At 42.7% G+C, this 15,182-nt stretch carries 13 protein-coding genes; 8 read left to right on the plus strand and 5 right to left on the minus strand.

All coding sequences use genetic code 11. The annotated features are described in order from the left end of the window. Positions 1 to 74 precede the first annotated feature (74 nt). On the minus strand, positions 75 to 671 hold the full coding sequence (locus V7K27_RS00005) for a nucleotidyltransferase domain-containing protein (protein WP_334943096.1): 597 nt from the start codon (positions 669 to 671) through the stop codon (positions 75 to 77). Between the two features lie 107 nt (positions 672 to 778). On the opposite strand from V7K27_RS00005, the gene V7K27_RS00010 reads away from it, so the two are divergent. Next, a complete protein-coding gene (locus tag V7K27_RS00010; protein WP_334943098.1) occupies positions 779 to 1,528 on the plus strand; it encodes a Uma2 family endonuclease in 750 nt (249 codons plus the stop codon). 56 nt (positions 1,529 to 1,584) lie between these two features. On the opposite strand, the gene miaA is transcribed toward V7K27_RS00010, so the two are convergent. After that, positions 1,585 to 2,526, minus strand: a complete 942-nt coding sequence (gene miaA, locus V7K27_RS00015) for a tRNA (adenosine(37)-N6)-dimethylallyltransferase MiaA (protein ID WP_334943100.1) — start codon at positions 2,524 to 2,526, stop codon at positions 1,585 to 1,587. A gap of 349 nt (positions 2,527 to 2,875) precedes the next feature. On the opposite strand from miaA, the gene gyrB reads away from it, so the two are divergent. Both gyrB and rpoD read left to right on the plus strand, forming a co-directional pair. After that, positions 2,876 to 4,813 (plus strand): DNA topoisomerase (ATP-hydrolyzing) subunit B, encoded by a 1,938-nt coding sequence (gene gyrB, locus V7K27_RS00020; RefSeq protein ID WP_292760938.1) that lies wholly within the window; start codon positions 2,876 to 2,878, stop codon positions 4,811 to 4,813. A 1,600-nt stretch (positions 4,814 to 6,413) separates the two neighbouring features. Next, positions 6,414 to 7,583 (plus strand): RNA polymerase sigma factor RpoD, encoded by a 1,170-nt coding sequence (gene rpoD / locus V7K27_RS00025; protein WP_069073375.1) that lies wholly within the window; start codon positions 6,414 to 6,416, stop codon positions 7,581 to 7,583. 385 nt (positions 7,584 to 7,968) lie between these two features. On the opposite strand, the gene V7K27_RS00030 is transcribed toward rpoD, so the two are convergent. Next, positions 7,969 to 8,154, minus strand: coding sequence for a chlorophyll a/b-binding protein (locus tag V7K27_RS00030; RefSeq protein WP_300414870.1), 186 nt, complete (start codon positions 8,152 to 8,154; stop codon positions 7,969 to 7,971). 496 nt (positions 8,155 to 8,650) lie between these two features. Then, on the minus strand, positions 8,651 to 11,206 hold the full coding sequence (gene gyrA / locus V7K27_RS00035; protein ID WP_334943102.1) for a DNA gyrase subunit A: 2,556 nt from the start codon (positions 11,204 to 11,206) through the stop codon (positions 8,651 to 8,653). A gap of 152 nt (positions 11,207 to 11,358) precedes the next feature. Here gyrA and V7K27_RS00040 point away from each other — a divergent pair, with 152 nt between their 5' ends. The 3 genes from V7K27_RS00040 to V7K27_RS00050 all read left to right on the plus strand — a co-directional run bounded on the left by V7K27_RS00040 (position 11,359) and on the right by V7K27_RS00050 (position 12,427). Then, complete coding sequence (locus tag V7K27_RS00040) at positions 11,359 to 11,490, plus strand: hypothetical protein (protein WP_334943104.1); 132 nt, start codon at positions 11,359 to 11,361, stop codon at positions 11,488 to 11,490. A gap of 254 nt (positions 11,491 to 11,744) precedes the next feature. Next, a complete protein-coding gene (locus V7K27_RS00045; RefSeq protein ID WP_334943106.1) occupies positions 11,745 to 12,149 on the plus strand; it encodes a response regulator in 405 nt (134 codons plus the stop codon). A gap of 119 nt (positions 12,150 to 12,268) precedes the next feature. Beyond that, the gene (locus V7K27_RS00050; RefSeq protein WP_334943108.1) at positions 12,269 to 12,427 is read left to right on the plus strand and encodes a hypothetical protein; all 159 of its coding nucleotides are present in this window, start codon (positions 12,269 to 12,271) and stop codon (positions 12,425 to 12,427) included. On the opposite strand, the gene V7K27_RS00055 is transcribed toward V7K27_RS00050, so the two are convergent. Then, the gene (locus tag V7K27_RS00055) at positions 12,417 to 13,304 is read right to left on the minus strand and encodes a tetratricopeptide repeat protein (RefSeq protein ID WP_334943109.1); all 888 of its coding nucleotides are present in this window, start codon (positions 13,302 to 13,304) and stop codon (positions 12,417 to 12,419) included. The genes V7K27_RS00050 and V7K27_RS00055 overlap by 11 nt on opposite strands. A 297-nt stretch (positions 13,305 to 13,601) precedes the next feature. Between V7K27_RS00055 and V7K27_RS00060 the strand changes: the two genes are divergently transcribed. Together V7K27_RS00060 and V7K27_RS00065 are read left to right on the plus strand one after the other, a co-directional pair. Continuing rightward, positions 13,602 to 14,240: a TetR/AcrR family transcriptional regulator gene (locus tag V7K27_RS00060; protein WP_334943111.1), complete on the plus strand. Its 639-nt coding sequence runs from the start codon at positions 13,602 to 13,604 to the stop codon at positions 14,238 to 14,240. Positions 14,241 to 14,539: 299 nt separating this feature from the next. After that, positions 14,540 to 15,175: a hypothetical protein gene (locus V7K27_RS00065; protein WP_334943112.1), complete on the plus strand. Its 636-nt coding sequence runs from the start codon at positions 14,540 to 14,542 to the stop codon at positions 15,173 to 15,175. Positions 15,176 to 15,182 lie beyond the last annotated feature (7 nt).

Raw genomic sequence — 15,182 nt, forward strand, 5'->3', positions numbered from 1 at the left:
GTTTGTGTTAATTGGCGCTTTCGGATAGATGATGCGAGAATTAAACTTTCACGAATCTATCCAACCCATCAAAACTAATGACATAGACTACTAGGATGAAGTTCTGCAAGCCAATGATGTCCAGGGTGACACACTGTTATTGCTTGCTTAAGCCAAACTTGACGTTCTTCATCAAGTAACCTGCATACACGATAAAAATCATCTTCGTCCTTAGACCTGGGATTCTTAGCTTTGTATAAGAGTACAATTTCTGGAGCAAGGAACGGTACACCAATATCATAACGTAATCGAATCATTGATAATGGACGTGCAATATCAAGATTTCTGCGAAACCTCCACTCGCTCTGTGAAGACTCATCCAAGAGAATCTCTAGTTCCGAGAATAAGGTATTTTTAGCATAAGCATGAATTTCATGTATCGGTAACTCTAGCCATTCGTTTTCATTCCAAGGCTCCATTTTTCCATTAACAACCTTGGTAAATTCCCAGCCAAATAAATATTCTCGCAGACTGCTCTGATCTTTCCTAAATATTGCGATTTCTATATCTTTATGTACCCTAGTTACATCTCCTATAAAAAGGTCTATCGCCCATCCACCTGCTACAAACCAGGGTTGTCTGAAATCATTTAGTAGCCCAGAAAGCTCCACAAGTTCTGAAAAAGATTCCATTGATGACTACTCCTCAGAATTTTTCAGTATTAAATATTGAGTGAATGCACCCTTCCATCCCCAATCAATTAACCTAGAAATAACGCTCTCAAATACTGGATAAAATCATGGTTCAGGAAGTTCTAATCAATAATGATGATTACTATGTGCCAGATGCCAACCAGCTAATCACTGAAGATGATACGCCTGTGGACAATTTTGCTTCTGAAAAACAACAACGTCTTTTGGTTGGCTCTCTTTACAGTTCTTTACAAAGCCAGACTTATTTAGCAGCAGCGAATGTCGGAGTTTACCATACAGACGGTCAACCCGCAATTGTACCCGACGTTTTTCTCAGCTTCGATGTTCAAATACCTGAAAATTGGTGGGAAAAACAAAATCGTTGTTATATGGTTTGGCGTTTTGGCAAACCTCCAGAAGTCGTCCTCGAAATTGTCTCTAATAAAGAAGGTGATGAACTGGGCAAAAAGCTGAAAATTTATGAACATATGCGGGCTAGTTACTACATAGTATATGACCCAAATCAGCAATTAGGAGAAAAAGCCCTGCGCGTTTATGAACTTAGGGGAACACGCTACTTTGAAACTTCAGAAATTTGGTTAGAACAAGTTGGTTTAGGCGTAACTTTGTGGGAAGGCAAATTTGAAGATAGACAGGATACTTGGTTACGCTGGTGCTACCAAGATGGTACTGTTTTGCTGACTGGAGATGAACGCGCCGAACAGGAACGACAACATGCTGAACAGGAACGACAACGTGCTGAACAGGAACGACAACGTGCTGAACAAGCAGAACAACGCACCCAATTACTAGCAGATAGGCTACGGGCTATGGGCGTAGATCCCGACACTTTATAAGACACTCGCTGTCAAGACGCAAAAAACTTTGCGTCTTTGCATGAGCAAAAAAAATCTCACGAAATTGTCCAACTAATAAACTCATTTATCCGATACCAAACCTTCTCTAATAAATCAGGATCATCGACATCAAACCATTCAATTTGTGGATATGCTCGAAACCAAGTACGTTGTCGTTTGGCAAATTGCCGTGTATGCAAAATTGTTAATTCTTTCGCTTCATCTAAAGAAATATCCCCAACCAAATATTGCTTAATTTCTTGATAACCCAAAGTATTTAACAAAGACAAATCAGCGCCATATTTTTGACAAAGATACTCCACCTCAGCAACCAAACCATTTGCGATCATTTGCTCAGTACGCTGTTGAATACGAGCGCCCAACTTGTCAACATCGCAATCCAAACCAATTTGCAAAATCGGATAATTTGGTGGATTTTCCCCTTGCTGTTCAGAAATCGGATAACCAGTGACATAATATACCTCTAATGCTCTTAGAGTCCGCCCTGAGTCATTAGCATGAATCTTTTGTACAGCAACAGGATCAACTTGTTGTAACATTGCATAGAGTTGAGATTGACCAAGAGATTCAAGTTGCGATCGCAATTCTTTCTGCGGTGCAACTCTAGGAATTTTCATCCCTTGGGCAATGGAACGGATGTATAAACCCGTACCACCAACCATTAGAAGTGGGGGAGATGAGGGAGATGAGGGAGATGAGGGAGATGAGGGAGATGGGGGAGAATTAATTAAGGCTTGTGCTTGTTGTTGATAGTCTGCTACTGTCATCATGTTTGTTGGATCGCAGATATCTATTAAATAGTGCGGCACCAATTTTTGTTCAGCGACAGTTGGTTTTGCCGTTCCAATATCAAACTCACGGTAAACTTGACGAGAATCAGCACTGAGAATTATAGAACCCAAACGCATCGCCAAAGCCAAAGCTAAACCCGACTTACCTGTTGCTGTCGCCCCACAAATCACAATCAATTTAGTCATTAGTCATTAGTCATTATTCATTAAGGAACGTGGATTAAATAAAATGCAAAAGTTCATCCTATATCTAGCTTCCCTCTCCTTTATAAGGAGAGGGATTGAGGGTGAGGTAAGCCAGGGACATTAATTGTATGTTATTTATTCTTATTCCTAAGCTATTCTCTCCCTACTTACCCTACTTACCCTACTCGTCTGCTCCCTTGACCCTCAGACACGGGACTGCAACCCCAGTATAAACTTCTCTTGAAAATGCCCTACAGACGCTAACAAGGCTTTTGTGTTAAAATTTTGGAGTGTTTTTACTTTTGTTTGCCTTTTAGCGACTTAAACCCCACACATCAGGAGAGTTTACATGACGAGCAGTTACAGTGCCGATCAGATTCAAGTTCTGGAAGGTCTGGAAGCCGTCCGCAAAAGACCAGGAATGTACATCGGTACCACTGGACCGCGAGGACTCCACCATTTAGTTTACGAGGTGGTGGACAATTCAATTGATGAGGCTTTGGCGGGTTATTGCACTCATATAGAAGTGGATATCAACGCTGATGGTTCGGTGACTGTAACAGATGATGGTCGCGGTATTCCCATCGATACTCACTCGCGCACCGGGAAATCGGCTTTGGAAACCGTGATGACGGTATTGCACGCCGGTGGTAAGTTTGGCGGCGGTGGCTACAAAGTTTCTGGAGGATTGCACGGGGTTGGTATTTCTGTTGTTAATGCCCTATCTGAGGTTGTAGAAGTTACAGTTTGGCGAGATAAAAAAGTTCATATCCAGCGCTATGAACGAGGTATCCCAGTTACTGAACTGCAAGTCAAGCCTTATAAAGAAGATAGAACCGGAACTTCTGTTACTTTTAAACCAGATACCCAAATATTCACTGTTAGCATTGAGTTTGATTACATCACTTTATCAGGTCGCCTACGGGAATTGGCGTATCTGAATGCTGGTGTCAAAATTACCTTTACTGACCACCGTCTGGAATTACTCAAAAGCGATACACCCAAGGTAGAATCCTACGATTACAAGGGTGGCATTAAAGAATATATCGCCTACATGAATCGTGAGAAGCAGCCCCTGCATGAAGAAATTATCTATGTACAGGGGGAACGAAACAACGTACAAGTGGAAGTTTCCTTGCAATGGTGTACTGATGCTTACACGGATAATGTGCTGGGTTTTGCCAACAATATTCGCACAGTGGATGGTGGTACGCACTTAGAAGGGTTGAAAGCGGTTCTGACTCGGACATTAAATACGATCGCTCGCAAGCGCAATAAAATTAAAGAGAATGAACCTAACCTCAGTGGCGAACACGTCCGCGAAGGTTTGACAGCCGTTATTTCCGTTAAAGTCCCCGACCCAGAATTTGAAGGACAAACCAAAACCAAACTCGGTAACACCGAAGTACGGGGAATTGTCGATTCTCTGGTGGGAGAAGTCCTCACCGAGTACCTAGAATTTCATCCCGCGATCGCAGACTCAATTTTAGATAAAGCTATCCAAGCTTTCAAAGCCGCAGAAGCAGCCCGTCACGCGCGGGAATTAGTTCGGCGCAAATCTGTGCTGGAATCTTCGCCATTACCTGGGAAATTGGCAGATTGTAGTTCTCGTGACCCCAGCGAATCCGAGATATTCATCGTGGAAGGCGACTCAGCCGGGGGGAGTGCGAAACAAGGACGCGATCGCCGCACTCAAGCGATCTTGCCTCTACGTGGTAAAATTCTCAACATTGAAAAAACCGACGACGCTAAAATCTATAAAAATAACGAAGTTCAATCGTTAATTACAGCACTCGGTTTAGGTGTCAAAGGTGATGAATTCGATTCCACCCAACTGCGCTATCATCGCATAGTCATCATGACTGACGCTGACGTAGATGGAGCGCACATCCGTACATTGTTGTTAACATTCTTCTACCGATATCAACGAGCGCTCATTGAACAGGGCTTTATTTATATTGCTTGTCCCCCACTGTTTAAAGTAGAACGGGGACGTAATCATGAATATTGCTATAGCGATCGCGAAAAAAATCAAGCGATCGCCAAATTTCCTGCTAACGCCAACTATACCATCCAACGCTTCAAAGGTTTGGGTGAAATGATGCCACAACAACTCTGGGACACCACAATGAACCCAGAAACCCGCAAAATGAAGCAAGTCGAAATTGAGGACGCCGCCGAAGCCGATCGCATCTTCACAATTTTAATGGGCGATCGGGTCGCACCCAGACGAGAATTCATCGAAACCTATGGTTCTAAACTCAACTTCACCGATCTCGATATCTAATATCAATTCCCTAATACCAATTCTTTATGAAGACGCATATAATAAGTCCCCCCTTAACAAGGGGGGACGGCGTAGCCGGGGGGTAAATTATATGCAGCTTCACAAAAAAACGGTATAACACTGCCCTGATAATTTGTCAAGTTGGTAATGGGTAATGGGTGATACGTTTTCACCCATTATCTTTTTTATTGCTACATAACTGCAAAAATTCTAAATTTCTCACTTAGCAAAAAACCATATAATTTGCTTATTGTCAACAATTTACAAAAATTCAATATTCTAATGTTAGCAAAACTACCAACTTTATTATAAATTTAGTCTAGATAATACTTTTTGCACTGACTCACTGAATAATTTCGCCCACCAGCTAGAAACACATTTGTTATGCTTTAAGCAAATAACTGAATATCATCTATCAAACAGCAATTAATAAGTATCTTGAGGATTTCTCATAATTAAGATGACCAAAAATTACGGAAACAAAAGTATTTAAGTTTACAGTTAAATTACGGAAAAACCCGTTGTCACCAAATCATCAGGCAATCTTCTGGGTTCTCTTGATTCGAGATAATGCCTACTGGGAGCCAACACCATCTGACTGAAAACTTGTTAATATCTTCATATAATCTCGTGGCGATCGCGATTGCATTGTATGTATCTAATGTACTTTTGCCTAAGATAAGACTAAATTGGTGAGTTCCCAACACAAATTGTTTTTGAATTGATTAAAATATCCTTGTATACAATAAGAAAAGTTTGTCAACTTTCATAGGGCTGAAATCGCCACAGTGCGCTAACGTGTGAATAAGACCAAATTAGTTAAACCTAAATTGATCTGCTATCAGGTCGATTCTGCCACCGCCTCAACTCCTCAGTTCAGGTAATTAGTACGCAGAAGGTTAACTGCTTTCAGGCAAGCACCACCACCCTTGTTGTATTTACCCAAGGTCAAGACCCACTTTAATCTCAGGAATGCGTAATTTATGAAGGAAATGTAAAATGGGTAGGTTAAGAGGAATTGTCTGAGTTAACATACAATGCACTCTTTCTCAGTAATTAATGTTGTGTAAAATACATGAAATTCGGCAAAAGCAAGCGTACTTACTTTGTAATGTAATCAGAGCGTCACTGCAATTCCGAAAAGTGGAGAAAAAATTTCCGGGTATAACTCCCGTTTTTAATGTCTTTTTGGTAATAGTGGCTAAAAATTGCTGTGGGAGTTCATGATTAATACACAAAAAGAGTGCAATTTCTGTGAAACAGGCTACAATCGGAAGAGTCTTTATAGGAAAATCTGCCAACAGTCTGAACTCATTTGTATAGAGTGGCAAATTTTTTGATCGAGGCGAGTCTTTTTTTGACCAGTTAGTTGAAAGCAATATGTGATAGCAACACATATAACATTTACTAAAGTGAAGAAGTCACCTTTAGTAATTGCTTAAACTAAAGTAAAAACCCTCCGACGGGAGGTGCAAAACGTCCGAAAATATCTCTGGCAAATCTGCCAAAAAGCTTATTTTCGGTTGACAACTAGCTCGTTTAAAAGAGCAGTAAACACATCTTGAGTAATTGATTCTGCAAGGAGCATGAGGAACGCGGCATGAACCAGGCTAACAACGTACTCGAAAGCATATATCAGCCTGACCTAGAAATAATAAATCAGCCTGAGCTCGAGTTAGAAGAACTCTTAATAGACGATGAAGAGGACTTGCTGATCATCGATGAAGGTGACGAGGAATTTTTAGAGCCTCAGTCTGATGAGGACGACGCAAAGTCTGGAAAAGCCGCTAAATCGCGTCGTCGGACACAAAGCAAGAAAAAGCACTATACCGAAGATTCAATTCGGCTTTACTTGCAAGAAATTGGTAGAATTCGGCTGTTGCGGGCAGACGAAGAAATCGAATTGGCGCGGAAAATAGCCGATTTGCTGGAATTAGAGAGGGTACGCGAAAGACTCTGTGAACAGTTAGATCGCGATCCTCGTGATAGTGAATGGGCAGAAGCAGTACAACTTCCACTACCAGCCTTTCGTTATCGCCTCCATGTTGGTCGCAGGGCGAAAGACAAGATGGTGCAATCTAACCTCCGTCTTGTGGTTTCAATTGCTAAGAAGTACATGAATCGTGGTTTGTCGTTCCAAGACTTAATTCAGGAAGGCAGTCTCGGTTTGATTCGTGCCGCTGAAAAGTTTGACCACGAAAAAGGCTATAAGTTCTCTACATACGCTACATGGTGGATTCGTCAAGCAATTACCCGCGCGATCGCCGATCAATCTCGCACGATTCGCCTTCCAGTTCACCTTTACGAAACCATCTCTCGGATTAAGAAAACTACCAAGCTGCTATCTCAAGAAATGGGTCGCAAACCCACTGAAGAAGAAATCGCCACTCGCATGGAAATGACCATTGAGAAGTTGCGGTTTATTGCTAAATCCGCCCAGTTACCGATTTCACTAGAAACGCCCATTGGTAAAGAAGAAGATTCTCGATTAGGCGATTTTATTGAATCCGATGGTGAGACACCAGAAGACCAAGTTTCCAAAAATCTGCTGCGCGAAGACCTTGAAAAAGTCCTCGATAGTCTTAGTCCTCGTGAACGCGATGTTCTCAGACTGCGTTACGGCTTGGATGATGGTCGGATGAAAACTCTTGAGGAAATCGGCCAGATTTTCAATGTCACCCGCGAACGGATTCGTCAAATTGAGGCGAAAGCACTCCGCAAGTTACGCCATCCAAATCGTAACAGCGTTCTCAAGGAATATATTCGCTAATCAAGAGTCATTTGTCATTAGTCATATCATGTCCAGGTAATTAAGCATAATACCCGGAACCGCACCCCGCCAAAGCTGCGCTTTAGCTCCCCTCCCCGCCTGCGGGGAGGGGTTGGGGGTGGGGTTCTTTTATTATGGGTAAGCACCCGGACATGATAAGTTGATGTGCAGCTAAATTGTATAACATGAAAACCCAAAAATATTGTAGTGCGGGCCGAAAAGCCCGCGTCCAATATACAAATTAAATACGCAACAGCTTATCATTGGTCATTAGTAAATAAACAAAGGACAAATGACAACTGACTAATGGCAAAATAATAAAAAACCTGGTAGTGAATTAGCACTCCAGGTTTTTTTATTTATAGGTCATCTTAGATATTAAAACTTATAGGATGCCCCAAAAATGCAGGAAGCCTTGACCAGAAAAAAGTTCAACCAAAATGGCTGCTGAAAAGCCAATCATTGCCAAGCGACCGTTCCAAATTTCTGCTTGTGGGGTAAAGCCCCAACGCCAAGCGTTGCGATCTTCAATTACGGGAGTTGTAACTTTTGTTGTGCTTACATTTGTCATGGCTAGGACTCCAAATTTAATTCTTAAGGTTTATTGCCTTATATAAACTAATATAACAAATATTTTTAGAAAGGCAACATTTTTTATACTTTTGTTTCCATACCTTGACATAAATAGTAATAGCTATTTATACAGATTAGAACATCGGCCTTCAGTGAGATTTACTGAGGTAGAAGAAATGTTATCTAGACTTTTAACATCATTGACAATCCTATATTTATTGAGATTAATTGTCAAATATTTTGTTTGTATTGGTTGATTTTATATAGAGTTTGTGATTTTTAAATGAAAATTATTGATAATTAATGGAGATATTGGAGTTAAAAATACTGTCCCGATCCGTCCAGATCCCCGACTTCTTCAAGAAGTCGGGGATCTAAATCCAGCGATTTAGTAAGCACCATCCCAATATTTTCTGCCGCCAATTCGTGAGGCGGCAGCCCTCTTGGAAGGCATTCCCAGTCGGAGACTGGGAACGAGATCAGCCCGACATAATTTACGATCGCACTTCGGCGACGGTGATGATTTTTTCATCGCGGCTAAGTTGGAGGATGCTTTCACCTTTGACATCTTTACCTAAGAGCGGCACTGTTTCCACAGGTATTCGCACTACCCGTTCTTTATTCGTCACTAAAGCGATCTCGCCAGATGCGTTGGCGTAGCCCGCCGTTCGCGTAGCGTCTCCAAGAGTTGGCATCGCTATGACCATACCAGCTAAGTTGTCAGTTTTGCTGGCAAATTTCAGCGCTTGCGTGCCTAAATCGCCGCGATTAGCCGCTCTTAACTGACTCGCAGCTATCCGCTTGGCATATCCTTCTTGAGTAACTAGCAGCAGTTGGTCATCTTTACCGACAGTGGCACAGCCAACCATTTGCTGATTTTTCAATAACCGAAATGCTTGTAAACCCATCGCTGCGCGACCCATAATCGGTAATTGTTCATCATTGACTGCAAAGCGCAACAATCGCCCACCGGAACTAGCTAAAATCAGATGCTCCCCTGGAGTGGTGAAGTGGGTAAATGACAATTCATCATCGTCTTTGAGCTTCAAAATCGTGATTCCGCGCCGAGTCAAGTTAGTAAATTCTTCCAGAGATAGACGCTTAATTCTTCCCTGTTTTGTTACGAGAATCATTTGGCTAGTTTCGAGATTTTCCGGCAGCAAAAAGCGGCTGACCACAGCTTCTTGAGCAGCTTGAGCAGTACTACTGAGCATAGTAATCAAAGGTTTTCCCCGTGGAGAACGTCCACTAGTTGGGGGAATTTCTCCCACGTTCACAGGATAGACTTTGCCGCCACCGGTTAGTATTAGCAAGTCTTTCTCGGTATTGGTCAACACAGTTTGGATAATGAAGTCATTATCATGCAGACCATTTTCAGCTTTTGACTTTTTCCCAGATGGCTGGGTGCGACGGACATAACCCCGTTGGGTAAATTCTAAAATCGCTGACTCTGCTGGCTGTTCTAATTTTGGATTTTGGATTTTGGATTTTGGATTGTCTTCATCATCTTCTGCTCCTCTGTTCTTCTGATCCTCTGCCTTAGACTTCTGCTCCTCTCCTATTTTCGTCCGCCGGGGATCATTGTACTTGCGCTTGAGCGATCGCAAATCTTTTTTCAGCGCCTTGAGTAATTCCCGGCGATCGTTGAGTAATTGCTCCAATAAGCTAATTTGTTGACTTATCTGCTCAAATTCCTGCTGCAAATTTTGCTTTTCTAAACTGGTGAGGCGGCGTAACGGCATAGCCAGAATTGCATCTCCTTGTACCTCACTCAAATCTAGTTGGCTACAAAGGTTAATTTTTGCCGTACTTCCATCAGCAGCTTGGCGCAAAATTTCAATTACCTCATCCAAATTAGACAGCGCTTTCAGCAAACCTTCTACCAAATGCACACGACTTTGAGCCTTCCCCAACTCGTAATTGTAGCGACGGTTCAGCGTCTGTTCTCGGAAACTCAAAAACTCCTGCAACACTTGACGCAAACTTAATTGGCGGGGTTGTCCATCCACTATCGCTAGGAGAATTGCCCCAAAAGTCATTTGTAAAGCAGTTTGGTGATATAAATTCTGGAGAATTTCTTGGGGATTGGTATCGCGCTTGAGTTCAATTACCACCCGCATCCCTTCGCGATCGCTCTCATCCCGAAGATCAGAAATTCCTTGCAAACGACCTTGATTTACTAAGTCCGCTACCTTCTCAATCCAGCCCGCCTTATTCACTTGATAAGGCAATTCTGTAATGATAATTGCCGTCCGGCGCTTGCTTCCTCTACTGGCTGGAATCTCCTCCAGAGTTGCAACTCCCCGCAGCAGAATCCCACCTTTACCTGTGGTGTATGCTTCCCGAATTCCCGCCTGACCAATTATTTCCCCACCAGTGGGAAAGTCTGGCCCTGGAATTAACTCGAATAACTTTTCATCTGACAAATCTGGGTTATCGATTAAGGCAATTAACCCATCGACAACTTCCCCCAAGTTGTGCGGTGGTACATTTGTCGCCATTCCCACGGCAATCCCAGAACAGCCATTAAGCAACAGAAACGGCAATTGAGCAGGTAGCACCGTTGGTTCTTGCTGGGAATTATCGAAGTTCCCGACAAATTCTACAGTTTCTTCGCCAATTTCTGTCAGCATTCCCTCATGACTGATCGGTGCAAGGCGCGTTTCTGTGTAGCGCATCGCTGCTGGCGGGTCATTATCGACGCTGCCAAAGTTACCGTGTCCTGCTAGTAAAGGATAGCGGCTAGAAAAATCCTGCACTAGCCTCACTAAGGCATCGTAAACTGATTGGTCGCCGTGGGGATGGTATTTACCCAACACATCACCCACTACACGCGCACATTTTCGATAAGGTCTATCTGGTACTAAACCAAGTTCGTGCATTGCATACAGAATGCGCCGATGCACTGGTTTTAAGCCATCACGCACGTCTGGTAGCGCTCGCCCGACAATCACGCTCATGGCATATTCTAGATAAGACCGTTGCATCTCAGTGTGCAGGGCTGTTGTAATTACCTGTCCCGTTGAGAGCAGGTTTAACTGTTTTGCCATGAGTTTTTTCCCTGAAATTTAACTACACAAAAGCCGATGGAACTCAACACTGCGGCAACCACAGCATAACGGATCAAATAGGATTCATAACAAAATTTTGATAGCCATAGAATAAAAAGCAGTAGTATCATCCTTGATAACGAGGATGTACATTGACTATTAAAAAGGATGCAGACGACTATAATCTACATAAACTTAGTAGCCATGATACTTACCGAAGAAGAATTCAGAATTCAGGAGTCAGAATTCAGGAGCCAGAATGGATTCTGTGCGATGGTTACTGAGCTTTGCCTGCCTTGAGCCTGCCGAAGGGTCGAAGTACTGGATGTATAACAGAGGTTTAGAGCAAGCGATTTTAAACGCGCGTGATATTAAATTCTTTCCGTGACTCTTCGCCCTGACTTGACTGCTGGGATATTCTGAATTCTGAATTCTGAATTCTGAATTCTCTCTTCTGACTCCTTATGATCATGATTGCATTTCTTAATTTGGAATTCTGGAATTCTTGAATCCTCTCACCTCTATAACTAAAATTCTCATGAAAACTGTCTTAATTGTCGAAGACGATCTAATTAATGCTCGTGTTTTTTCCAAAATTTTGTCCAAGCGTGGCGGCTTGGGTGTGAAACACACTGAAAATGTCGAAGAAGTCATAAAAATTGCCCAATCAGGAGAAGCAGACCTGATTTTGATGGATGTTTCTCTGTCTAGAAGTGTTTATCAAGGTAAGTCTGTTGATGGAATCAAGATTACACAAATGTTAAAATCTGATCCAAAAACAGCAAAATTACCTGTTATTTTGGTAACGGCACATGCTATGGAAGGCGATCGCGAGAACTTTCTCAAGCAAAGCGGCGCTGATGGCTACATTTCTAAGCCAGTTGTTGACCATCAACAGTTTGTTGACCAAATCATTGCACTTCTGCCCCCAGACGACCACTGAGAATTAACGACTTATTTCAGGAATATTCGCCCGCCAATGTTTTTGGGCGACTAGTTCCTGTATTTAGTTAGTATATATGTACTATGAAAAGGTATTGTTAGGCAAGTGGGGAATGGGGAATGGGGAATGGGGAATGGGGAATGGGGAATGGGGAATGGGGAATGGGGAATGGGGAATGGGGAATGGGGAATGGGGAATGGGGAGTTGGAAAAATGAAAAATTACCTCTTCCCCCTACTCCCCACTCCCTACTCCCCACTCCCCACTCCTATTGCGTAGGCTGTTTTCCTGGGGCTGATGATGAGTTTTCTCGTTGCTGTAGGGCTGCTTGAATACGGGGTAATTCTAGGAATTTTTTCGTATCAGACAGGAGGCGATCGCCCCAGAGATTTTCTTTGAGGAAATCCAAACTAGCATAGCGCGGATCGATGCGGAGTGCTGCTTCTCCGAAGGTTAGTGCTTGTTGGCGATCGCCTTTAGTATACAGTGCCACTGCCAAGGCCAATAAGGGTTCTGCGGCTTGCTTATCAATAATTACAGCAGATTGCCATCGCTTAATTGCTTCGGGGATATTACCCTGTTCGTAGTTGATTAAGCCAATATTGTTGATCGCTGGCCAGAATTTTTTATCTTGGGAGACGGCTTTATCATACTGCGCGATCGCATCTGGCAATTTACCCAGCAAATAATAAGCATTACCCAAATCAAATAACCCCTCTGGATCGTTGGGTTTTAACTTCAAACCATTTTGGTAATTGACAACAGCAGCCTGATAATTTTTCTGCTGAAAATTCGCTGAACCCAAAGCAAACAAAATATCACCATTTTTAGGGTTGATAGATTGCGCTTTTTTCAGGCTAGCGATCGCCCCATCAAACTCTTTAGTTTGCAGTTGCAATCCACCTAACAGCAACCACACCTTATCATTCTTCGGAGCCAGCTGACTAGCCAACCGCGCTCGTGGCAAAGCTAAATCAATCTGTTGAAACTGAGCTAGTTGAGCCGCCTCTTGTGCCAAGCTCAACCCCTGCTTCTCTAACTTTGTCGCATCTAGTTGCAATGTATGGGGGATTAATGCCTGCGCGTTAGCGGCTTTTGGCATACTGCACAAACTACAAACCATTAGAAAAGAAATCAAACGAACATATTTAGGCACACTACCGCCTTTAAGCCACTAATCAAAGAATCTTTCAGCTAGCTTAAACGATCTCCGCTCTTGACGGTAGCAAAATCTTACGTGATTAGTTCTTGACATCCCGATCGCAAAGGCAATATATTAATAAGTATCCACTTACTTATTTATAAAAAGAAGCGAGGTTTAAAACCTCACCCCTTGCGATGCCCTGAGCGTGGCCGAAAGAATCATTGTTTCCCAAGGTAGGTAGAAACCCCACCCCGAAGTGTCTGTCTGTCTTTAATTTTGAATTTTGAATTTTGAATTTTGAATTGATTTATGGCTCGTACACCCAGAATCACCAATCAGCAAATCTTAGAAGCAGCTCGTCAAGTTTTCCTACAACAAGGATTTGGTGCTTCAACCTTAGAAATTGCTCAACAGGCTGGTATTTCTGAAGCTTCAATTTTCAAGCGATTCTCAACGAAAGAAGAGTTATTTTTTGCGGCGATGGGAATTCCAGAAAAACCCCTCTGGGTGAACGAGTTGGAATCTCTTTGTGGCAAAGGCGATCTTAAAGAAAACCTGATCAATATCTGTCTTCAGATTATGGAATTCTATCGTGAGGTGCTACCTCAGATAATGATGCTGCGATCGCGAGGCAATGCGATGCCAGAACTTGGAGGTAAAGAGCCAAGACCGATGCTAGATGTCAAAATACTGACTGCTTTCTTAGAGCGTGAGATCAACCAAAATCGCCTTCGCCCTTGCGATCCCCAGACAGTGGCTCATATCTTAGTCGGATCGGTGATGAACTACGTTTTCTTAGAACAGATGTCGTCCCAAGTCAGTATGCCAACTGCCCAATTAGCAATAGGAACTTACTTAAATTTTGGACATCCTACCACGGAAGTATCAGTATTTATCCTGAGTCTTGTGGATATTGTTTGGCAAGGAATTGCACCAAGCCAGGATTAGAATAATTCGTAATTCGTAATGACACGGTGCTAACAGAATTAATTTTTGTAGCGGGGATTTAGCCCTACTCGCCATTAGAAAGAAAATTAGTGACTTTAGTCATACATCAGTCTGGAATTACTAGTGACTTTGGTTATACATCAGTCTGGAATTTTTAAGCCATAATTAGGATGTATGAAATTATACGATTACGTAAATATTAGACATTTTGATGCCAAAACAAAAGCAACTGTCTAAATTGCTGAATCCGAACCTAAGCAGAAAGAATAGAACTTTAATCTAAACAAGGAGTCAATTCCATGCTGAAACCAAACCGCCTATCAATAGTCTTAGCTGCTGCTGCCCTGATCATTGCTCCCATTCTCTTGACTGCACCTGCAAATGCCCAGACCGTTGAAGGCGATCGAGATTGGAATCGCGACGGCAGAACCAATACTGGAGAAGTCAGAAACGTTGGAGACAGGGGCAATTCAAATCGTGACGGCAGAAACAATTCTGGAGAAGTCAGAACTCGCGCAAATAGGGGCAATTGGAACCGCGACGGCAGAACCAATACTGGAGAAGTTAGAAACGTTGGAGACAGGGGCAATTGGAACCGCGACGGCAGAACCAATACTGGAGAAGTTAGAAACGTTGGAGACAGGAGCAATTGGAACCGCGACGGCAGAACCAATACTGGAGAAGTTAGAAACGTTGGAGACAGGAGCAATTGGAACCGCGACAACCAATACAATAGCAGAGCAGCCAGACTTCGTAATGGTGATCTCAGATTGGCTAATGGGAGAATTATTTCTGCTAGAGACGTAGTTAGACTTCGTAATGGTTATTCCAGACTTCCCGACGGGGTTATTATTGGGCCACAGCAGGAATTTTATGCTCCTGGCTACGTAATTCCTGCTGAGAGACCATCGCTAATCAACATACACCTTTTTTAAATAAGAA

This window comes from Nostoc sp., from assembly GCF_036919575.1.
Lineage (GTDB): Bacteria > Cyanobacteriota > Cyanobacteriia > Cyanobacteriales > Nostocaceae > Nostoc.

What these genes read in the sequence shown, in the direction of transcription:
- V7K27_RS00065 (WP_334943112.1), top strand. Translation starts at nt 14,540, where the DNA reads ATGCTGAAACCAAACCGCCTATCAATAGTCTTAGCTGCTGCTGCCCTG.
- V7K27_RS00045 (WP_334943106.1), top strand. Translation starts at nt 11,745, where the DNA reads ATGAAAACTGTCTTAATTGTCGAAGACGATCTAATTAATGCTCGTGTT.
- miaA (WP_334943100.1), bottom strand. Translation starts at nt 2,526, where the DNA reads ATGACTAAATTGATTGTGATTTGTGGGGCGACAGCAACAGGTAAGTCG.
- rpoD (WP_069073375.1), top strand. Translation starts at nt 6,414, where the DNA reads ATGAACCAGGCTAACAACGTACTCGAAAGCATATATCAGCCTGACCTA.
- gyrA (WP_334943102.1), bottom strand. Translation starts at nt 11,206, where the DNA reads ATGGCAAAACAGTTAAACCTGCTCTCAACGGGACAGGTAATTACAACA.
- V7K27_RS00005 (WP_334943096.1), bottom strand. Translation starts at nt 671, where the DNA reads ATGGAATCTTTTTCAGAACTTGTGGAGCTTTCTGGGCTACTAAATGAT.
- gyrB (WP_292760938.1), top strand. Translation starts at nt 2,876, where the DNA reads ATGACGAGCAGTTACAGTGCCGATCAGATTCAAGTTCTGGAAGGTCTG.
- V7K27_RS00030 (WP_300414870.1), bottom strand. Translation starts at nt 8,154, where the DNA reads ATGACAAATGTAAGCACAACAAAAGTTACAACTCCCGTAATTGAAGAT.
- V7K27_RS00050 (WP_334943108.1), top strand. Translation starts at nt 12,269, where the DNA reads ATGGGGAATGGGGAATGGGGAATGGGGAATGGGGAATGGGGAATGGGG.
- V7K27_RS00010 (WP_334943098.1), top strand. Translation starts at nt 779, where the DNA reads ATGGTTCAGGAAGTTCTAATCAATAATGATGATTACTATGTGCCAGAT.
- V7K27_RS00060 (WP_334943111.1), top strand. Translation starts at nt 13,602, where the DNA reads ATGGCTCGTACACCCAGAATCACCAATCAGCAAATCTTAGAAGCAGCT.